Source organism: Brevundimonas sp. LjRoot202 (assembly GCF_964253355.1).
In the GTDB taxonomy this organism is placed as follows: Bacteria; Pseudomonadota; Alphaproteobacteria; order Caulobacterales; family Caulobacteraceae; genus Brevundimonas.
Genome location: NZ_CAXUQW020000001.1, coordinates 390,275 through 409,472, shown reverse-complemented (window position 1 = coordinate 409,472; position 19,198 = coordinate 390,275). Strand labels below are relative to the sequence as shown.

Here is a 19,198-nt window from a genome sequence, read left to right as displayed (position 1 = left end):
TCCCCGTCGACGGGATGGGCAGGAGTGTAGGGGCGGGTCTTCCTATGGCGGGAAGATTGGCTCGAGAATCGATGATGTCATTGATATTGCCGGATACTTTCCGCTGAACCCGACTATAGATCCGCGAACTGTAAGCACAGCGTCACGGCTTCCTTCTCCCCTTGGGGGAGAAGGTGGGCGGCGGAGCCGCTCGGATGAGGGGGCTGTTGGACGTGAGCTGGTGGCCAGCGGGTCAGACGCGGGCCTCCCCCTCATCCGTCTCGCTCCGCGAGCCCCCTTCTCCCCCGGAGGGGAGAAGGGGGTGATAAGGTATTTTAATACCGCAGTGCGTATCACATTGAAATGTAAGGAAGTAATGGGATAGCAGGGACAAATCCCACCTTGACCCGGCCACACCCTTCCTCTATCAGCGCGCCTTCCGCTCCTCCCGGTCGCCCGGGACGGGCACTCTGTTCGTCCCCTCCCAGGAACCCTCGTCATGCTGAAGAGCACCACGGCTTCGCTGAAGCCGGCCGAGGTCACGAAGAAGTGGATCCATATCGACGCCGAAGGCGTCGTGGTGGGCCGTCTCGCGACCTTCATCGCCAACCGTCTGCGCGGCAAGCACCGCGGCGACTACACCCCGCACGTCGATTGCGGCGACTATGTCGTCGTCACCAACGTCGACAAGGTGGTGTTCACCGGCAAGAAGAACACCGACAAGATCTACTACCGCCACACCGGCCACCCGGGCGGCGTCAAGCAGACGACCCCCGAGAAGGTTCTGAACGGCCGCTTCCCCGAGCGCGTGCTCGAGAAGGCCGTCGAGCGCATGCTGCCCAAGGAGAGCCCGCTGGCCCGCCTGCAGATGACGCACCTGCGCCTGTTCGCCGGCGCCGCGCACACCCACGAAGCCCAACAGCCGGAAACGATCGACTTCAAGTCGGCGTCTCCCAAGAACACCCGGAGCGTCTGAGCATGACCGACGTGACTGCTGAAACGCCCGCCGTGGAAACCCCGGCCACCGAAACCCTGACCGGCTTCGACGCCCTGAAGGGCATGCAGAGCCCCGGCGTGGGCGAAGAGCACCCGGTGTACGTCCAGAAGCTGGACGCCCAGGGCCGCGCCTATTCGACCGGCAAGCGCAAGAACGCGATCGCCCGCGTGTGGATCAAGCCGGGCACCGGCAAGATCACCATCAACGGCAAGGATCAGATGCAGTATTTCGCCCGCGAAATCCTGCGCATGATGATCGCCCAGCCGCTGGAAGTGACCGACCGCGTCACCCAGTTCGACGTCGACTGCACGGTCCAGGGCTCGGGCCTGTCGGGCCAGGCCGGCGCCATCCGCCACGGCCTGTCGCACGCCCTGACCCACTATGAGCCGGCGCTGCGCCCGGTCCTGAAGCCGCACGGCTTCCTGACCCGCGACAGCCGCGTCGTCGAGCGCAAGAAGTACGGCCGCGCCAAGGCCCGCAAGTCCTTCCAGTTCTCGAAGCGCTAAGCCGTTTCACCACGGTATGGATGGGGGCGCTTCGGGAAACCGGAGCGCCCTTTTTCTTTTTGGAGCGAACGATGACGCCGTTTCCACCGAGTGATCAGATTCAGTTCCTCCTGGATGGCGAGGCCTGGATCAACCAGATCACGATCAACTGTTCGGCTGTGATTTTCGCGTTCGAGAACGGATGCCGGGTCGAGGCAGGAGCACTTGTCACCTACATCGACGAGAAGGGTCGAGAGACCGTTCATGATCGCGAGTGGTTTGACGGCCAGCCGATTACCTTCCACGGGCTACTGGAGAAACCGCTCAAGCAGGTGGAAGCGAACGGCCTGCTATTGACGCTGACTTTCGCTGACGGCCGACAACTGGTCGTTCATTCCGACCTCCAGAGATCTGAGGCGGGAGCAGTCCTTGGGCCGAACGACTCTCGGCTCGGCTTCTATTTTTGAGCTGACATGACCCACACCATCTTCATCGACGGCGAGGCCGGGACCACGGGGCTGGAGATCCGCGAGCGGCTGGAGGCGCGCGCCGACCTCGAGCTGCTCCTGCTCGGCGACCGGCGGCGCGACGTCAAGGCGCGGCGCGAGGCGCTGAACGGCGCCGATGCGGTGATCCTGTGCCTGCCCGACGAGGCGGCGAAGGAAGCCGTGGCGATGATCGACAATCCAGCGGTGCGGGTGATCGACGCCTCGACGGCGTATCGGGTCGATCCGGCCTGGACCTATGGCTTCGCGGAAATGGCGCCGGGGCAGGCGGAGAAGATCGCGGGGGCGACGCGGGTGTCGAACCCCGGCTGCTATCCGACGGGCTTCATCGGGCTGGTGCGGCCGCTGGTCTCGGCAGGGATCGTGCCGGCGGGGTGGCCGGTGACGGTCAATGCGGTGTCGGGCTATTCCGGCGGCGGCAAGGCGATGATCGCCGAGTTCGAGGCCGGGGCGGAGGCGTATCGCGCCTATGGCCTGACGCTGAAGCACAAGCATGTGCCGGAGATGACGACGCACACCGGGCTGGAACGGCCGGTGCTGTTCGCGCCGGCGGTGGGGTCCTACCGGCAGGGGATGCTGGTCGAGGTTCCGCTGCATCTGGGGGCCCTGCCGGGGTCGCCGTCGGTGGAGGTGGTGCACGGGGCGCTGGCCGAGGCCTATGCGGGCGCGCGCTTCGTCGAGGTGGCGGACCTGGAGGTCACCGAGGCGATGACCGGCATCGATCCGGAGGCGCTGAACGGCACCAACCGCATGCGGCTGCACGTGTTCGGGGACCGGGGCGGGGAGCAGGTCCGGCTGGTCGCCCTGCTGGACAACCTCGGCAAGGGGGCGTCGGGAGCGGCGGTGCAGAACCTCAACCTGATGCTGGGTCTGGACGAGGGGACGGGGCTGAACTGACCCTCCCCATCGGGAGGGAGATGCTTGAAAACCGCGGCCCTCGCTCCGACGTATCAGGATCATGACCCATCTTTCCCGCCGCCATCTGATGCTGACCGTCGGCGCCCTCGCTGCGGGCGGCTGCTCGCCCGGGCCGGCCGACGCCTCGGAGCGACAGTATGCAGACTCGCCGTTCCGACGGCTGACGGACGCGCAATGGCGGGCGCGGCTGCCGGCGGCGAGCTATCAGACGCTGCGGCACGAGGCGACGGAGCGGCCGTACACCAGCGCGCTGAACAACGAGCACCGGCGCGGGACCTATGTCTGTCGGGGCTGCGAGCTGCCCCTGTTCCGCTCGCATTGGAAGTTCGAGAGCGGCACCGGCTGGCCGAGCTTCTACGACGTGATCAAGGCCAACATCGGCACCAAGACGGACTACGGCATCGGCATTCCGCGCACGGAGTATCACTGCGCCCGCTGCCTGGGGCATCAGGGGCACATCTTCGACGACGGGCCGCGGCCGACCGGCAAGCGCTATTGCAACAACGGCGTGGCGTTGAGCTTCAGGCCTGCTTGAGCGCCGCGCGAGCCGACTGCAGGGTCAGGCCCGTCCAGACGCCGGCCATGATCAGCATCAGGCCGTAGTCGCCGTTCGGGGCGATCAGCGGCAGGGCGGCCGAGAGGATGATGGCCAGCGGGAAGACCATGGCCATGATCAGGGTGACCGGGGTGGCGCGGTCGATCAGCGGCTTGGGCTTGCGCTTGCGGCTGTGCATCCACAGGCCGTTCAGCACGATGAAGCCGAGGGCGCTGAACAGGGCGCAGGCGAGGTAGACCGGCGCCTTTTCGGCCGTGGCCGTGGAGATGGCGCTGAAGGCGACCAGGAACAGGGCGAGGACGCTGGTCACGGCCAGCAGGACGTTGGGGGTGCGGTTCAAGACTTGACCTTCACATAGGCGCCGGGGGCGGGTTCGATGGGCTTCAGGGGTCCTCTGGACGGATTCCGCGCCGGGACCCAGTCGCCCGAGCGTGCGTGCAGCCAGTCGGCCCAGTGGCTCCACCAGCTGCCGGGGCGTTCCTCGGCCCCGGCCTGCCATTCGACAAGGCTGTCGGGGAGGGCCGGGTTGAGCCAGTGCTGGTATTTGTTGGCGGCGGGCGGATTGACCACCCCGGCGATATGGCCCGAGCCGGCCAAGGTCAGGGTGACGGCGGCGTTCCTGAAGGCCTTCGCCGAGCGGTAGACGGAGGCCATGGGCGCGATGTGGTCCTCGCGGCTGGCCTGGAAATAGAGCGGGATGCGGACCTTCGACAGGTCGACGCGAACGCCGCCGATCTCGAACTGGCCCTGCGACAGGGCGTTGCGGCCGTACATCGAGCGCAGATAGTCCATGTGCAGGGCTTTGGGCATCCGGGTCTGGTCGGCGTTCCAGAACAGCAGGTCGAAGGCGGGCGGGTCCTTGCCCATCAGATAGTTGCTGACGAAGAAGGACCAGATCAGGTCGTTGGCGCGCAGGGCGTTGAAGGTCTCGGCCATGGCCGCGCCGGGCAGGACGCCGCCGGCCGCGTCCATCTGCTGCTCGATCTCGTTGAGCCAGTGGTCGTCGGTGAACAGCAGCAGGTCGCCGGCCTCGGCGAAGTCGTGCTGGGCGGCGAAGAAGGTGTTGGCGCTGACCCGGTCGTCGTTGTGCGCCGCCATGTGGGCGAGGGCCGCGCCCATCAGGGTGCCGCCGATGCAGTAGCCGACCGTGTTGATGTGGTCGGCCTGCGATTGCTCGAGCGCCTTCTCAACGGCGCGGTAGATGCCCTTCTGGAGGTAGTCGTCGAAGCCGTAGTTCGCCTTGTCGACGTCCGGATTGACCCAGGAGCAGACGAAGACGGTGAAGCCCTGGCTGGACAGCCAGCGGATCATCGAGTTCTCCGGCTGGAGGTCGAGGATGTAGAACTTGTTTATCCAGGGCGGGAAGATCAGCAGCGGGATGGCGCGCTGCTGGTCGGTGGCCGGGTCGTACTGGATCAGTTCGAACAGCTCGTCGCGCCAGACCACCTGGCCGGGGGCGGTGGCGACGTTTTTTCCGACCTCGAAGCGGCCGTAGTCGGCCTGGCTGATCTTCAGCTTGCCGGCGCCGCGCTCCAGGTCGGCGGCGAAATTCTGCATCCCCTTCACCAGCGATTCGCCGTTGGTCTCGGCCAGCGCCTTGAGGGCGGCGGGGTTGGAGGCGAGGAAGTTGGAGGGGGAGAAGGCGTCGGTGAGCAGTTTGGTGAAGAATTCGGCCCGGCGTTTGGTGCGCGGATCGATATCCTCGACGCTGGAGACGAGGCCGTTCATCCAGTCGGCGGTGACCAGATAGGACTGGCGCATGACGTCGAACATCGGGTTCTCGGACCAGGCCGGATCCTTGAAGCGCTTGTCCTTCGAGGGTGGGGCGGGGACGTCCTCGCCGGCGGCTCGGCGGGTCGTCGAGGCCCACAGATCCATGTAGCGGTTGAACAGGTCGGCCTGGGCGGCGAACAGTTTGTCGGGGCGCGAGGCGAGGCCGGTCATCACCTGGGTCATGGCCGGGCCGACGTTGAACGGGTCCGGCGACAGAGCGGCGGGGCGGTCGGCCTGACTGAGGGCGGCTTCGGCGATGGCGGCCTGGGCGGTCATGGCCGCCTTGGCCAGGTTGAGCGACAGGGTCTCCAGCATCTGGCGCTGGTCGGCGCCGGGGAAGGCGAGGGCGGGATCGGGGGCAGGCCGGGGCTCCGCGGCCGGTTGGGGCGCGGCGGCGGCCTTCGCGGCGCGGGGGCGCGGGGGCTTGGCCGAGGTGGGGCGGCCGGACTTGCGGGCCGGGCGCGGGGCGTCGGTTCCGGGGGCCGGAGGCGGGGGGATCGGACGCTTGGCCATGCGCAGGGACTCCGGGGGAGGGCGTCAGGATCGGACGCAAGGGCCGCCGTCGCCCTTCCGCCGGTCGCGATCATGGCATATGACCGGCCCTGAAATGAACGCGCCGATCCGGAAATTCGCAGCGGTCCTGGCCGCCGCCGTCGCCTCGGCCGGTCTGACGGCCTGCGTGGGAGCGTTCAATCCGCAGACGGACCCGACCTCGCCCGTGGCGCCGCGGGTCCAGGCGCTGGTCGACGCCAACCGCGAATACCCCCGCTGGGCCGACTTTCCGAAGTCGCCCGAGCCCCAACCCGACCCGGCCGTGGTCGCCGCCGAGGTCAATACGCTGCGGGTGACGAGCGGGGCGCTGGCGGGCGAGGTCTCGCGCATCGAATGGACGCTCAATGAAGATCCCGCCGCCTTCGCCGAGGCGGTGCGGGCCCGGGTCGACGCGGTGCAGGTCGCGCCCGTGACGCAGAACACCGCCGCCGAGATCGAGGAATTCGCCCGGCGCGTCCGTGAGCGGGGCCGCGCGCCGCCGCCGATTCCCCGCCGCTAATCCACGCCAACGCTCGCCGGGACGACAGAATCCCGGGATCATCGTCCTCAGGAGAACGCCATGGCCGTCACGGCCCCCTACGCTTCGACGCTGGCCGCAGACGCGGCGCGGGTCACCGAATTGGCCGCCATCGCCAGCTACGCCCAGATCGGTCGCGGCGACGAGAAGCAGGCCGACCAACTGGCCGTCGACGCCATGCGCACGGCGCTGAACGCGCTCGACATCGACGGCAAGATCGTCATCGGCGAGGGCGAGCGCGACGAGGCGCCGATGCTCTACATCGGCGAGAAGGTCGGCACCGGCAAAGGTCCGGCCATCGACATCGCCCTCGATCCGCTGGAAGGCACGACCCTGACCGCCAAGGCGATGGCCAACGCCCTGTGCGTGCTGTCGATGTCGGCCGAGGGCGGCATGCTGCATGCGCCCGACACGTATATGGACAAGATCGCCATCGGGCCGGGCTATGCGCCGGGCACCGTCGACCTCGACATGAAGCCGCAGGACAACGTCCGCTCGCTGGCCGCGGCCAAGGGCGTCGATCCGCGCGACATCACCGTCTGCGTCATGGACCGGCCGCGCCACGCCGAACTGATCGCGGCCCTGCGCGAGGTCGGGGCCAAGGTGCTGCTGATCACCGACGGCGATGTGGCGGGCGTGATCCACACCGCCGAGCCGGAGACCGGCATCGACCTGTATCTGGGATCGGGCGGAGCGCCCGAGGGCGTGCTGGCGGCCTCGGCGCTGAAATGCGTCGGGGGGCATTTCCAGGGCCGGCTGATCTTCCGCAACGACGACGAGAGGGCCCGGGCCGAGCGCACCGGGGTCAAGGATTTCGACCGGAAATACGACCTGCACGAGTTGGTGTCCAAGGACGCGGTGTTCGCGGCCACCGGGGTCACCAAGGGCGCCATGCTGGACGGGGTGCTGGTCCGTGACGGCTTCGTCTCGACCCACACGCTGGTGATGGATTCCTCGACCCGGACCATCCAGCGCATTCGCACGACACGGCCGGTCTGATGGCCGACGGGGGGAGCCTGCCTGCGTTTCTGGGCGTCTCCCGCTCGCTGTCCGGACGCGCCTGGCGGCAGAGGCCGGCCGAGGCGGCGCTGATCCGCGCCCATATGCAGGCGCTGAACCTCGAGGAGCCGCTGGCGCGGGCGCTGGCGGCGCGCGGGGTGGGGGCCGACCAGGGCGCGGACTTCCTGCAGCCGACGCTGAAGGCGCTGTTCCCCGATCCGTCCAGCTTCATGGACATGGACGCAGCGGCGGAGGCGATCCTCGACGCCCTGCAGGCGCAGGCCTCGATCCATGTGTTCGCGGACTACGACGTCGACGGGGCGTCCAGCGCGGCCCTGCTGGTGCGCTGGTTCCGGGCCATGGGCGCGGACCTGCCGATCTATGTGCCCGACCGGGTCACCGAGGGCTACGGTCCGAGCCCGAAGGCCTTCGACACCCTGAAGGCGTCGGGCGCCGAGCTGGTCATCACCGTCGACTGCGGCGCGGCGGCCAACGAGGCGGTGGCCCATGCGGCGGCGATCGGGCTGAAGGTGGTGGTGATCGACCACCATATGATGCGCGAGCATCCGCCGGTCTGCGCCGCCGTGGTCAATCCGAACCGGCCGGGCTGCAACTCCGGGCAGGGCAATCTGGCGGCGGCGGGCGTGGTGTTCGTGCTGCTGGCGGCGCTGAACCGCGAGGCGCGGCGGCGCGGTATGTTCGAGGGTGGCGAGCAGCCGGATATCCGCCAGTGGCTGGATCTGGCCGCCATGGGCGCGATCTGCGACGTCACCGGCCTGACCGGGTTCAACCGGGCGCTGACCAGCCTGGGCCTCAGGGTCATGTCGGAGTGGGGCAATCCGGGGCTGCGGGCGCTGCTGGCGGCGGCGGGCAGCGAGCCGGGGCCGGCCAAGTCGAATCACGCCGGCTTCATTCTTGGGCCGCGCATCAACGCCGGCGGGCGGATCGGCAAATCGGACCTCGGCGCGCGGCTGCTGTCGACCGACGACCCGGAGGAGGCGCGCGAACTGGCGCAGGAACTGGACGCGCTGAACATCGCCCGGCGCGAGGTCGAGCGGCAGGTGACGGAACAGGCGACCCGCATGGTCGAGGCCACCGGCGCCCACGCCGACGGCTCGGCGATCGTGGTGATCGAGGGGGCCGACTGGCATCCCGGCGTGGTCGGCATCGTCGCCGGCCGGCTGCGCGAGCGCTGGCGCAAGCCGGTGGTGGTGATCGGGGTCGACGCGGTCAACGGCGTCGGCAAGGGCTCGGGCCGGTCGCAGCCGGGCATGAACCTGGGCCGGGCGGTGCAGGCCGCCTGGGAGGCCGGCGTGCTGCTGGCCGGGGGCGGCCACGCCATGGCGGCGGGGCTGACCGTCAAGGCCGACGACATCGGGCGGCTGCGCGACTTTCTCAACGAGCGGATGGCCGGAGAGCAGGCCGCGGCGGACGCGCTGGACGGGGTCGAGATCGACGCCCTGATCGAGCCCGGGGCGGCGTCCCGGGCGCTATTCCAACAGTTCGAGCAGCTGGCTCCGTTCGGCCCGGCCAATCCCGAGCCGCTGTTCGCCCTGGAACATGTCGCCGTGCGAGACCCCGTGGCCATGAACGGCGGCCATGTGCGCTGCCGGCTGGTCGGGGCGGACGGGGCGTCCGTGAAGGCCATCGCCTGGCGCTGCGCCGACCTGCCGTCGGGCAAGGCGCTGCTGGCCGGGCAGGGCGGTCTGAGCGTCGCCGGGCGGCTGAAGGCGGACGACTGGAACGGCCGGCGGGGCGTGCAGTTCGAGATCGAGGACGTCGCCGATCCGCGGATGGCGTAAACGTCGATCACCTCGGGCATTTTCTACGGCAAAGCCGCTTGCACCCTTCGGAATCGGCGGCTATATCGCCGCTTCCCCGCGCCGCGGTCCCTTCGTCTATCGGTTAGGACGTCAGGTTTTCAACCTGAAAAGAGGGGTTCGACTCCCCTAGGGACTGCCACGCGGGGCTTCCCTCTACATCGCTGACGCCGCCGTCTTCCGAACCCCGCCCGGCCGGCGCGGTCGCCATGGATCGGCGCATTCAAGCACGATCCCACCCCGGCGAGCCCGATCCCCGGCCGACAGGCCCCGCCGTTGGAAGCGGTTACAGGCATCAGTTGAAAAAAATGTTCGCGTTCGGGCTGAAACTTACGTTTTTGGCTTTTCCGACATTCACAGAACCGTGTTAAATAACCGCCGCTCGCACTGATCGCGGGCCGGGGGAAGACTGTGTCCGACTACGAGGGCGTTGAGACGGTCGAGACGGTGCGGATCGCCGGCCGGATAAAATGGTTCGATCCCGGCAAGGGATACGGTTTCATCGTACCCGATGAGCCGAGCCTGACCGATATGAAGGATGTGCTGCTGCACATCTCCAGCCTGCGCGACAGCGGACGCGACAGCGCCGCGGAGGGCGCCCCGATCACCTGTGACTGCGCCCGCCGGCCCAAGGGCTGGCAGGTGACCGAGGTCCATGACCTGGGAGAGGGCGACCCCGAGGCCGTGAACCTTCCCCGCCGCGGCTACGACGCATTGCGGCGGGAAGGCCGCGCCCTGCCTGTCCTCGACGACAGCGGCGGCATGGAGACGGCCGTGGTCAAATGGTTCAACCGCACCAAGGGCTACGGCTTCGTGGTCCGGGACGGCCAGCCCGGCGATATCTTCGTCCATGTCGAGACGCTGCGACGCTGCGGGCTGGACGACCTGCTGCCCGGCGAGGCGGTGGCCGTGCGCTTCGCGGAGGGCCCGAAGGGGCTGGTGGTCGCGGAAATCCGCCCGACCGGCTGACCGGCCTCCCCAGCGGCGGCCGGGCGCGCTAGACTGGGTTTGCCGCGCGCTCTGATCGGCGCAGTCTGCGGCGGAATGGTCCTGAGGATGGAATGATGTTGGTTCGTCGCGGCTTTCTCGCCGGCCTCGCCGGTTTGGTCCTGCTGGCGGGATGCGCGGGCGCGGGTACGGCCCAGGGGCCCAACGGGGAGCCGCTGGAGGCGCTGACGGTGACCACCTCGACCGGCGAGCACCGATTCATGGTCGAGATCGCCGACGACGAGATGGAGCGTCAGCGCGGCCTGATGCACCGCGAGCCGCTGGCCGACGACCGCGGCATGCTGTTCCAGTTCCCCGACGTGGCCGAGCGCGGCTTCTGGATGCACAACACGCCCAGCCCGCTGGATATCATCTACATCGACCCCTACGGCCGCATCGTCTCGATCGCGAAGAACGCCCCGCCCAACTCGGACGCCATCATCCCCTCGAACGGACCGGCCATGGGCGTGCTGGAGCTGCGCGCCGGACGGGCCGACGAGATCGCCGCCAAACCGGGCGACAAGGTCCGCCATCCGTTCTTCGCCGAATAGGCTCCGTTCCGCGTTGCGGCGGGGGGCGGCGCGTGGCAAACACCGCGCCTCTGGATCGGGGTGTAGCGCAGCCTGGTAGCGCATCTGCTTTGGGAGCAGAGGGTCGGAGGTTCGAATCCTCTCGCCCCGACCATTTTAGTAGGCCGCGATCGTCGGCCCTTCGGGACCTCCCGACCCGACGCGGCCGGCTAGTAGGCCGCGGTCGTCGGCCCTTCGGGACCTCCCGACCCGACGCGGCCGGCTAGTAGGCCGCGATCGTCGGCCCTTCGGGACCTCCCGACCCGACGCGGCCGGCTAGTAGGCCGCGGTCGTCGGCCCTTCGCGACCTTCCGATCCGACGCGGCCCGGGTTGACCGGGCCGCGGTCGTCGACCGGGCCGGTCAGATGGCCGCCAGCGCCTGTTCAAGATCGGCGTACAGGTCGTCGACGTTCTCGATGCCGACCGACAGCCGGACCAGGTTGTCGCCGATGCCGCAGCGGGCCTTGGCCTCGGCGCTGTAGTCCGAATGGGTGGTGCTGGACGGGTGGGAGACGAGGCTCTCGGTGCCGCCCAGGCTGACGGCCAGCTTGAACAGACGCAGGGCGTTGAGCATGCGGAAGGCTTCCGCCTCGCCGCCCTTGAGCCGCAGGGAGAAGGTCGAGCCCGCGCCCGAGCACTGACGTGCGAAGATGGCCTGCTGGGCCGGAGAGCTCTCGGCTCCGCCGGCGTCCAGCACGGCCTCGATCCTGGCGTGGCCGCGCAGGCGGCTGACCAGGTCCATGGCGTTCCGCTGCGACCGCTCCATGCGGATGTGCAGGGTCTCGAGGCTGCGCATCAACAGCCATGCGGTGTGCGGGTCGGTGACCGTGCCGCAGATCGTGCGCATCTCGGCGACCCGTCCCATCAGGTCGGCGCGGCCCATGCAGGCGCCGGCGATCAGGTCGGAATGGCCGCCGACGTATTTGGTCAGCGAATACAGGATGAGGTCGGCCCCGTGCTGGAGCGGCTTCTGCCACAGCGGGCCGAGGAAGGTGTTGTCGACCACCAGCGGCGGCGCTTCCGCCTGGCCGAGGGCGCGGATCGCGGCGGCGGCGGCTTGGAGGTCGATCAGCTGGTTGGTCGGGTTGGCCGGGGTCTCGACGTAGACCGCCGCCAGCCGGCCGCCCCGGGATGCCGCGGCGGCCGCGGCCTCGCCGATGGCGCGGGTCAGGGCCTCGCCGCCGTCGCAGTCGGCGACGCTGACGGTCTCGACGCCCATGCGGGGCAGGATGCGGTCGAACAGGTATTCGGTGCCGCCATAGGCGGGCGCCGTGTAGACCACGACGTCATTCGGACGGCTGAGCGCCAGAATGGTGGTCGAGATCGCCGCCATGCCGCTGGAGAAGACCAGCGCCTTGTCGGCGTCGTCCCAGACGGCGAGCCGGTCCTCGAGGATCTCGAGATTGGGATTGTTGATCCGCGAGTAGATCAGGCCGAGCGCCTCGTCCGGGTCCTTTTCGCGCAGGCCGTAGGCGACCTCGAAGAAACGCTTGCCGTCCTCGGCCGACCTGAACACGAAGGTCGAGGTCTGGAAGATCGGCGCCTTGATCGAGCCCTCCGACAGGGCTGGATCGTAGCCGTAGCCCATCATCAGGGTTTCGGGGGACAGCGGACGATCGCCCAGGGTGCGGCTGCGGTGGCGACTCATAGGCGTGTTCCCCTCACTGACGATCGCTCCTGATAGGGGGTTCGAGGGTATGCGCCAAGCGGTGGTGGACCCGCCGTGGAGCAGCCGCTATCAGGAGCGCAATGAGCCCTCGCGGCCCACCACCAGGACGTCTCCATGCTCGCCCGCATCTATCGCCCCGCCAAGACCGCCATGCAGTCCGGCAAGGCCAACACCAGACAGTGGCGGCTCGAATTCGAACCGGCTTCGGCGCGCAGCATCGATCCGCTGATGGGCTGGACCAGCTCGGCGGACATGAACGGCCAGGTGCGGCTGGATTTCGACTCGAAAGAGGAGGCGATCGCCTACGCCGAGCGTTACGGCATCCCGTTCCGCCTGCACGAGCCGCAGGAGCCCCCGGTGATTCTCAAGGCCTATGCCGACAACTTCGCCACCAACCGCCGGGTCCCCTGGACGCACTAGACGCCGGCTTGCCTACCGCGCCTCGCGCTATATTGAGCCGCTGCCCGGGCGCCCATAGCTCAACCGGATAGAGCACCCGCCTTCTAAGCGGACGGTTGCAGGTTCGAGTCCTGCTGGGCGCGCCACGGGCTCACGGGTCTGATCCGCCTTTCGACGAGGCGAGTGATGCGCCCGCGCAACGGTCCGGGGCAAAAGGACCCCGGGACACAACTTCTGATGAGAAAACCTTGGCCTGAAGGTTGAAACGTCACGAAAATCGCGGCCTATAGCTTGGCCATTAAGGGAGTTTTCCATGAAGAAGATCGCCACCGCCGTTTTGGTCGGCACCATGCTTGTCGCCGGCCAAGCTTTCGCCACGACCGAATCCGCCGCCCGCGTGGGTGACCGGGTCGGCGCCGCCTCGACCGAGTCGAGCGAATTCGCCGGCGGCATTCCTGCCGGCGTCATCTTCATCGCCGCCGCGGTCGCCGGCTTCGCGCTCATCACGAGCGTCGACGACGACAGCGAAAGCGATTGATTCTCGCGTCCCAGGACGTCTGAGTTCGAAGGGCCTCCGTCGCGAAAGCGGCGGAGGCTTTTTCGTGGGCGAGGCGCGGCAACCGGCGCCGAAGCCCGCCGTTGAGCTCCGGTGCGGATCGCCACCTTCAACATCAACGGGGTCAACACCCGGCTGGCCAATCTGCTGGAATGGCTGGAGGCGGCGCGTCCGGACGTGGCCTGCCTGCAGGAACTGAAGGCCACCGACGCCCAATTTCCGGCCGCGGCGATCCGGGCGATGGGCTACCACGCCGTCTGGAACGGCGAGCATCGCTGGAATGGGGTGGCGGTCCTGGCCCGGGACGCCGAACCCGTGGTGACGCGGCGAAGTCTCCCGGGCGATCCGGCGGACGTTCAGAGCCGCTATCTGGAGGCGGCGGTCGGCGGGGTGCTGGTGGCGTCGCTGTACCTGCCCAACGGCAATCCGCAGCCGGGACCCAGGTTCGATTACAAGCTGGCGTGGATGGAGCGGCTCAACGCCCATGCGGCGGCGCTGCTGGCCACCGGCGCGCCCGTGGTGCTGGCGGGGGACTATAACGTCGTGCCGACCGAGGCCGACATCTACAACAGCCGCTCGTGGAAGAAGGACGCCCTGCTGCAGCCCGGGAGCCGGGCGGCCTTCGCGCGGCTGCTGGCCCAGGGCTGGACCGACGCCTTGCGCGAGCGGTACCCGCAAGATCCGCCGCCGTGGACATTCTGGCAGTATTTCCGGCAGGCGTGGGAGCGGGACGCCGGCCTGCGCATCGACCACCTGCTGCTGAGCCCGGCGGCGGCGGCGCGGCTCACCGACGCGGGCGTCGACCGGGAGGTGCGCGGGCGGGAGCGGGCCAGCGACCACGCGCCGGTGTGGATCGAACTGGACTGAACCGGCGGCGGCCGGGGCCGTTGGGTCGGGATGGCCCGCAAGCTGAAGGTGTTCTGTTATTCGGACGGATTCCACTCGTGGACGGTGGCGGCGCCGTCGCGGGCCAGGGCGCTGGAGGCGTGGGGCGTCAGACGCGACCTGTTCAAGGACGGCTCGGCCAAGGAGATCGACATCGGTCCGGACCGGGAAGCGGCGCTGGCCGCTCCGGGAGAGCTGATCGAGCGCGGACTGTCGGTGGATATCGGCAAGGTCGAGCGGACAGCCGCGCCGAAGGCGAAGGCGAAGCGCGAATCGGACGCGAAGGCGCTGGCGAAGGTGGCGGCGCTGGAGGCGGACCTGGCGGCGCTCGACGAGGCCCAGGCGGAGGAGACGGCGGCCATGGAGGCGGAGCGCGAGGCGCTGGAGCGGCGGGCGGCGGCGCTGACCAGGCGGCAGACGAAGGCGCGGGACGACCTGAAGGCGAAACTGAAGGCGGCCCGGGCGAAGCTCAGCTAGCCGCGCGCCAGGCGGCGAGGCCGCGCTCCAGGTCGGCGATCAGGTCGGCGGGGTCCTCGAGGCCGACATGGAGGCGGAGCAGTTCGCCGGCGAGGGTCGGCGGCGAGCGACGGAAGGCGAGCTGGCCGGTCTCGTGGGTGATCAGGCTCTCGAACCCGCCCCAGGAATAGCCGAGGCCGAACAGCTCCAGCGTCGACATCAGGGCGTGGGCGGCCGTCTCCGAGCCGCCACGCATGACCACGCCGAAGATGGAGGCGGCGCCCGCATAGTCGCGGCCCCAAAGGTCGTGGCCGGGCGCGCCCGGCAGGGCGGGGTAGAGGACTTCGGCCACCTCCGGACGGGTTTGCAGCCATTCGGCGACGGAGAGGGCGGATCGGGCCTGTTCGGCATAGCGCAGCGGCAGGGTGCGGAGACCCCGCAGAGCCAGCCAGGCGTCGTCGGGCGAAACGCGCCAGCCGAGATCCTCGATGGTTTCGCCGATCTGGCGGGCGACGGCGGGGTCGGCGACGGCGATGGAGCCCATCAGCAGGTCGGAATGGCCGCCGACGTATTTGGTCACCGCCTGGACACTGACATCGACGCCGTGGGTCAGCGGACGGAAGGCGAGTCCGGCGGCCCAGGTGTTGTCCATCACCGTGAGCACGCCGCGGGCCCGGCAGGCGGCGGCGAGGGCGGGGACGTCGAGCATTTCGAAGGTCAGCGACGCGGGCGATTCGATCAGCAGCAGCCGGGTCCGGTCGGTCAGGGCCGCGAGGATGTCGTCCACGCCGGCGCCGGGAGCGTGGAAGGCGCTGTCGATTCCGCGGGCCTTCAGGTGACGATTGAGGAAGCGGCGGCTGGGGCCGTAAAGCGCATCGGTGGCCAGCACCGAATCGCCGGGGCGAAGCAGAGCCGTCAGGGGCACGGTGACGGCGGCGAGGCCGGACGGCACAAGCCAGGCGTCGGCGCCGCCCTCGAGATCGGCCAGGGCGGCGCGAAGCTCGCGGGCGGCGGACAGGTCCTCGATGCCGTAGACCGGGCCGGCGCTTTCGTCGCGCATGGCTCCGGGCGCATCGTTGAGCAGGGTCGAGGCGCGCTCGACCGGCGGACTGACCGGGCGGCGGCCCAGGCCGCGGCGGGTGGCCGAAGCGATCAGGCGGGTTCGGTCGGAGCGGTCAGCCATCGGGAGCCGGTGAAGGGTTGCGGTTCATCCGGCAAAAGCCTCTAAAGCGGGCAGGGGCGCAAGGTCTGGAATCGCGAGGGCGAGGAGCAGCATGCGGACAGAGGTGGTTCGGCAAGCGGGTGTAGCGGGCGTGGCGTTGGTCCTCGGACTGACCGTCGCGGCGTGTGGCGGCGGCGACCGGAAGAACGAGACCGATACGGTCGCGCCGGTCGTGACCGCGACCGAGGCGCCCGAGTTCGCCAGCCCCACCTTGCAGGCGATCAAACGCCGGGGCCGGCTGAATTGCGGCGTGCACGAAGGGCTGGTCGGCTTCGCCTATACCGACAATCGAGGCGAATGGCGCGGCTTCGACGCCGACTTCTGCCGGGCCCTGGCCGCCGCGGTGCTGGGCAGCCCCAACGCCGTGCGCTTCGTGCCCCTGACCTCAAGCCAGCGTTTCGACGCGTTGCGCAGCGGTCGTATCGACGTGCTGTGGCGCGCCACCTCGTGGACGATGTCGCGCGAGATATCCGAAGGGGTCCGGTTCGCCGGGATCAACTACTATGACGGACAGGGCTTCCTGGTCCGCCGCGCGCTCGATCTGGCCAGCGCGGCCGAGCTGAACGGGGCCCGGGTGTGCGTGCAGCGGGAGACGACGTCGGAGCTGAATGCGGCCGACTTCTTCCGCGCCCGGAACATCGAATACCGGCCGGTCGTGACGGCCAATGAGGAGGCGGCGCGCAACGCCTATGCGCGGGAGGACTGTGACGCGTTCAGCGCCGACATCTCGGCCCTGGCGGCGGCGCGGACCCTGCTGCCAAACCCGGAGCAGCACGCCATCCTGCCCGATGTGATTTCCAAGGAGCCGCTCGGCCCGGCGGTGAAGCGGGGCGACGAGTCGTGGACGTCGATCGTGCGCTGGACCCTGAACGCCCTGGTGCTGGCCGAGGAGCTGGGAGTCACCGCCGGCAACGCCGAACAACTGGCCAAGGAATCGCGCGATCCGCAGATTCGCCGGCTTCTGGGCGTCGAAGGCGACCTCGGGGCGAGCATGGGCCTGTCGAAGGACTGGGCGAAGAACGCCATTGAAGCCACGGGAAATTATGGCGAAATATTCAACCGAAACATTGGGCCCGATTCATCTCTCGACCTGGCGCGAGGGCTTAACGCACAATGGAAGGCTCGGCCGGGCGGCCTGATCTACGCCCTGCCGATCCGATAACGACATCGGCCGCGCGCCGGGGGGAAACATGGAAACCACGAAACGCGGCGGGATCGCCCTGCACTGGCTGATGCTCATCGGCTTCATCGTCGGCCTGGGCGGCGGGCTGGTCGTCAATCTGGCGGTGGGCGCCGACGCGCCGTGGGTGCTGTGGCTGACCTCGAACATCACCGGGCCGGCGGGGCAGATCTTCCTGCGCCTGCTGTTCATGCTGGTGATCCCGCTGCTGTTCTCGGCGCTGGTCATCGGCGTGGCCGAGATGGGCGACCTGAAGGCGCTGGGTCGGGCCGGGTGGAAGACCCTGGCCTTCACCGTGGTCCTGTCAGGCATGGCGGTGGTGATCGGGCTGGTCATGGTCAATCTGTTCCGCCCGGGCGACGGCGTCGATGCGGACCTTGCGGCGGCGCTGCTGGCCCAGGGGGAGGCCGGCGCGGCCTCGATCGTCGGCAATGCGCCGGAGACCATCAACCTCGGCCAGTTCTTCCTCGACCTGATCCCGTCCAACGTCTTCACCGCCGCGGCCGAGAACCAGATCCTGCCGGTGATGGTCTTCGCCCTGCTGTTCGGCATCGGCCTGGTCATGGCCCGGAGCCCGGCGACCGACCGGCTGCAGGAGGTGGTCCTGGGCCTGTTCGAGATCACCATGAAGCTGATCAACCTGGTGATCAAACTGGCCCCGTTCGCCATCGCGGCGCTGATGTTCAACCTCGCGGCCCTGTTCGGCTGGGACCTGCTGGTGCGGCTGGCGGCCTATGTCGGCGTCGCGGTCGGCGCGATGCTGATCCACATGTTCGTGGTCTATCCGATCGCGGTCTGGACCCTCGGCGGCATGTCGCCGCTGAAATTCTTCCAGGCCATCCGCGAGCCGATGGTCGTCGCCTTCTCGACCGCCTCGTCGAACGCCAGCCTGCCGGTGTCGCTGCGCGCCGCCGAGTTCGAGCTCAAGCTGCCCCGCAAGATCGCCCGCTTCGTCCTGACCGTGGGAGCCACGGCCAACCAGAACGGCACCGCCCTGTTCGAAGGGGTGACGGTGTTGTTCCTCGCCCAGTTCTTCGGCATCGACCTGACCATCTGGCAGCAGGTGGTGGTGATGCTGGTCTGCATCCTCGGCGGCATCGGCACGGCCGGCGTGCCGGCGGGGTCGCTGCCGGTCGTGGCGATGATCCTGGTGATGGTCGGGGTGCCCGCCGAGGGCATCGGCCTGATCCTCGGCGTCGACCGCTTCCTCGACATGTGCCGGACCACGCTGAACGTCACCGGCGACCTGGTGGCGGCGACCGTGGTCTCGCGCGGCGAGAGCGATGAGGTGGTGCCGCCGGGGCTGCCCGAGCCGGTGGCGCCGCGGGCCTAGGGGCCGGCGACGACCGGCGTATCGTCCCGTCCGCCCCACTCGGCCCAGCTGCCGTCGTAGACGCGGGAGGGGCGGCCGAGGGCGGCGAGGCCGAGGCTGAGAATGGCGGCGGTGACGCCGGAGCCGCAGCTGGTGACCACGGGTCTGTCCGGATCGACGCCGGCGTCGCGGAAGGCCGCCTCCAGCCCGGCCGCGGACTTCATCGTGCCGTCCGGGTTGAGGATGCGGGGAAAGGGCAGGCTCAGGGCGCCGGGCATGTGGCCGGAACGCAGGCCGGGGCGCGGTTCGGCCGCGCGGCCCTCGAAACGGTCGGCGGCGCGGGCGTCGACCACCTGGGCCTCGCCCGCCAGCGCGGCCCGGACGGCTTCGATATCGGCGAGGAGCTCGCGGTCCGGTCGGGCGGTGAACACCGCCGGGATCGCCGGCGCCGGCGGCCCGGATTCGACCGGTCGGCCCTCGGCCCGCCATTTGGGCAGCCCGCCGTCCAGCGTCTGCACCCGCGAGACGCCCATGGCCCGGAACATCCACCAGGCGCGGGCGGACGAGCGGATGCCGACGGTGTCGTAGACGACGATGTGATCGGTCTCGCGGAGTCCCAGTCCCCCCATGCGGGCCCCGAAGGCCTCGGGGGACGGCAGCATGTGGGGCAGATCGCTGTTCGGGTCGGAGCTGGCCTCGAGGTCGAAGAAGACCGCGCCCGGCAGGCGGGCCGCCTCGAAATCCGGGCGGCCGTCGCGGCCGTCCAGATGCCAGCTGGCGTCGACGAGGCGGAGATCCGGTTCGCCCATACGCGCGGCGAGATCCGCGGTGGAGATCAGCGGCGGGAGGTCGGGCATGCC

21 protein-coding genes and 3 tRNA genes are annotated in these 19,198 nt (G+C 69.3%); 19 read left to right on the top strand and 5 right to left on the bottom strand.

The features are described 5' to 3' along the window. Positions 1 to 478: 478 nt before the first annotated feature. The 5 genes from rplM (at position 479) to msrB (ending at position 3,420) form a co-directional block, all read left to right on the top strand. Positions 479 to 955, top strand: a complete 477-nt coding sequence (gene rplM, locus ACSQ1L_RS02285; protein WP_324798907.1) for a 50S ribosomal protein L13 — start codon at positions 479 to 481, stop codon at positions 953 to 955. Between the two features lie 2 nt (positions 956 to 957). Then, positions 958 to 1,482, top strand: a complete 525-nt coding sequence (gene rpsI / locus ACSQ1L_RS02280) for a 30S ribosomal protein S9 (protein WP_435991535.1) — start codon at positions 958 to 960, stop codon at positions 1,480 to 1,482. 71 nt (positions 1,483 to 1,553) lie between these two features. After that, positions 1,554 to 1,928, top strand: coding sequence for a hypothetical protein (locus ACSQ1L_RS02275; protein WP_435991533.1), 375 nt, complete (start codon positions 1,554 to 1,556; stop codon positions 1,926 to 1,928). A 6-nt stretch (positions 1,929 to 1,934) separates the two neighbouring features. Beyond that, the gene (argC, locus tag ACSQ1L_RS02270) at positions 1,935 to 2,864 is read left to right on the top strand and encodes an N-acetyl-gamma-glutamyl-phosphate reductase (RefSeq protein ID WP_435991531.1); all 930 of its coding nucleotides are present in this window, start codon (positions 1,935 to 1,937) and stop codon (positions 2,862 to 2,864) included. 61 nt (positions 2,865 to 2,925) lie between these two features. Beyond that, positions 2,926 to 3,420: a peptide-methionine (R)-S-oxide reductase MsrB gene (msrB, locus tag ACSQ1L_RS02265; RefSeq protein ID WP_435991529.1), complete on the top strand. Its 495-nt coding sequence runs from the start codon at positions 2,926 to 2,928 to the stop codon at positions 3,418 to 3,420. On the opposite strand, the gene ACSQ1L_RS02260 is transcribed toward msrB, so the two are convergent. Both ACSQ1L_RS02260 and phaC read right to left on the bottom strand, forming a co-directional pair. Then, complete coding sequence (locus ACSQ1L_RS02260) at positions 3,407 to 3,781, bottom strand: hypothetical protein (RefSeq protein ID WP_435991527.1); 375 nt, start codon at positions 3,779 to 3,781, stop codon at positions 3,407 to 3,409. The two genes, msrB and ACSQ1L_RS02260, sit on opposite strands and share 14 nt — an antisense overlap. Further along, the gene (gene phaC, locus ACSQ1L_RS02255) at positions 3,778 to 5,727 is read right to left on the bottom strand and encodes a class I poly(R)-hydroxyalkanoic acid synthase (RefSeq protein WP_435991525.1); all 1,950 of its coding nucleotides are present in this window, start codon (positions 5,725 to 5,727) and stop codon (positions 3,778 to 3,780) included. The genes ACSQ1L_RS02260 and phaC overlap by 4 nt, the downstream gene beginning before the upstream one ends. A gap of 79 nt (positions 5,728 to 5,806) precedes the next feature. Between phaC and ACSQ1L_RS02250 the strand changes: the two genes are divergently transcribed. From ACSQ1L_RS02250 to ACSQ1L_RS02220, 7 genes are all read left to right on the top strand, one after another. Further along, positions 5,807 to 6,265, top strand: coding sequence for a hypothetical protein (locus ACSQ1L_RS02250; protein ID WP_435991523.1), 459 nt, complete (start codon positions 5,807 to 5,809; stop codon positions 6,263 to 6,265). 60 nt (positions 6,266 to 6,325) lie between these two features. Further along, entirely contained in the window at positions 6,326 to 7,282 is a 957-nt protein-coding gene (gene glpX / locus ACSQ1L_RS02245) for a class II fructose-bisphosphatase (protein WP_435991521.1), read from the top strand. Next, on the top strand, positions 7,282 to 9,084 hold the full coding sequence (gene recJ / locus ACSQ1L_RS02240) for a single-stranded-DNA-specific exonuclease RecJ (protein ID WP_435991519.1): 1,803 nt from the start codon (positions 7,282 to 7,284) through the stop codon (positions 9,082 to 9,084). Before glpX ends, recJ begins: the two co-directional genes overlap by 1 nt. Positions 9,085 to 9,169: 85 nt before the next feature. Then, positions 9,170 to 9,244, top strand: a tRNA-Glu gene (locus ACSQ1L_RS02235). A 269-nt stretch (positions 9,245 to 9,513) separates the two neighbouring features. Beyond that, on the top strand, positions 9,514 to 10,071 hold the full coding sequence (locus tag ACSQ1L_RS02230; RefSeq protein ID WP_435991517.1) for a cold-shock protein: 558 nt from the start codon (positions 9,514 to 9,516) through the stop codon (positions 10,069 to 10,071). Between the two features lie 95 nt (positions 10,072 to 10,166). Next, on the top strand, positions 10,167 to 10,640 hold the full coding sequence (locus ACSQ1L_RS02225; protein ID WP_435991516.1) for a DUF192 domain-containing protein: 474 nt from the start codon (positions 10,167 to 10,169) through the stop codon (positions 10,638 to 10,640). Between the two features lie 56 nt (positions 10,641 to 10,696). Next, a tRNA-Pro gene (locus ACSQ1L_RS02220) sits at positions 10,697 to 10,773 on the top strand. A gap of 247 nt (positions 10,774 to 11,020) precedes the next feature. Here the strand turns inward: ACSQ1L_RS02220 and ACSQ1L_RS02215 are convergent. After that, positions 11,021 to 12,307, bottom strand: coding sequence for a cystathionine gamma-synthase family protein (locus ACSQ1L_RS02215; RefSeq protein WP_435991514.1), 1,287 nt, complete (start codon positions 12,305 to 12,307; stop codon positions 11,021 to 11,023). Between the two features lie 135 nt (positions 12,308 to 12,442). Between ACSQ1L_RS02215 and ACSQ1L_RS02210 the strand changes: the two genes are divergently transcribed. The 5 genes from ACSQ1L_RS02210 to ACSQ1L_RS02190 all read left to right on the top strand — a co-directional run bounded on the left by ACSQ1L_RS02210 (position 12,443) and on the right by ACSQ1L_RS02190 (position 14,645). Next, positions 12,443 to 12,748 carry an ETC complex I subunit gene (locus ACSQ1L_RS02210; RefSeq protein WP_435991512.1) on the top strand — a complete coding sequence of 102 codons (306 nt, stop codon included), beginning with the start codon at positions 12,443 to 12,445 and terminating at the stop codon, positions 12,746 to 12,748. A 48-nt stretch (positions 12,749 to 12,796) separates the two neighbouring features. After that, positions 12,797 to 12,873: transfer RNA gene (locus ACSQ1L_RS02205), tRNA-Arg, on the top strand. Positions 12,874 to 13,040: 167 nt separating this feature from the next. Then, complete coding sequence (locus ACSQ1L_RS02200; protein WP_435991510.1) at positions 13,041 to 13,265, top strand: hypothetical protein; 225 nt, start codon at positions 13,041 to 13,043, stop codon at positions 13,263 to 13,265. A 111-nt stretch (positions 13,266 to 13,376) separates the two neighbouring features. Continuing rightward, a complete protein-coding gene (locus ACSQ1L_RS02195; protein ID WP_435991508.1) occupies positions 13,377 to 14,150 on the top strand; it encodes an exodeoxyribonuclease III in 774 nt (257 codons plus the stop codon). A gap of 30 nt (positions 14,151 to 14,180) precedes the next feature. Continuing rightward, complete coding sequence (locus ACSQ1L_RS02190; RefSeq protein WP_435991506.1) at positions 14,181 to 14,645, top strand: hypothetical protein; 465 nt, start codon at positions 14,181 to 14,183, stop codon at positions 14,643 to 14,645. On the opposite strand, the gene metC is transcribed toward ACSQ1L_RS02190, so the two are convergent. Further along, positions 14,638 to 15,807: a cystathionine beta-lyase gene (gene metC, locus ACSQ1L_RS02185; RefSeq protein WP_435991504.1), complete on the bottom strand. Its 1,170-nt coding sequence runs from the start codon at positions 15,805 to 15,807 to the stop codon at positions 14,638 to 14,640. The two genes, ACSQ1L_RS02190 and metC, sit on opposite strands and share 8 nt — an antisense overlap. 130 nt (positions 15,808 to 15,937) lie before the next feature. Between metC and ACSQ1L_RS02180 the strand changes: the two genes are divergently transcribed. Together ACSQ1L_RS02180 and ACSQ1L_RS02175 are read left to right on the top strand one after the other, a co-directional pair. Further along, positions 15,938 to 17,008 carry an amino acid ABC transporter substrate-binding protein gene (locus ACSQ1L_RS02180; RefSeq protein ID WP_435991502.1) on the top strand — a complete coding sequence of 357 codons (1,071 nt, stop codon included), beginning with the start codon at positions 15,938 to 15,940 and terminating at the stop codon, positions 17,006 to 17,008. Positions 17,009 to 17,036: 28 nt separating this feature from the next. Continuing rightward, complete coding sequence (locus tag ACSQ1L_RS02175; protein ID WP_435991500.1) at positions 17,037 to 18,359, top strand: dicarboxylate/amino acid:cation symporter; 1,323 nt, start codon at positions 17,037 to 17,039, stop codon at positions 18,357 to 18,359. On the opposite strand, the gene sseA is transcribed toward ACSQ1L_RS02175, so the two are convergent. Further along, positions 18,356 to 19,195, bottom strand: a complete 840-nt coding sequence (sseA, locus tag ACSQ1L_RS02170) for a 3-mercaptopyruvate sulfurtransferase (RefSeq protein ID WP_435991498.1) — start codon at positions 19,193 to 19,195, stop codon at positions 18,356 to 18,358. The two genes, ACSQ1L_RS02175 and sseA, sit on opposite strands and share 4 nt — an antisense overlap. Positions 19,196 to 19,198: the final 3 nt, after the last annotated feature.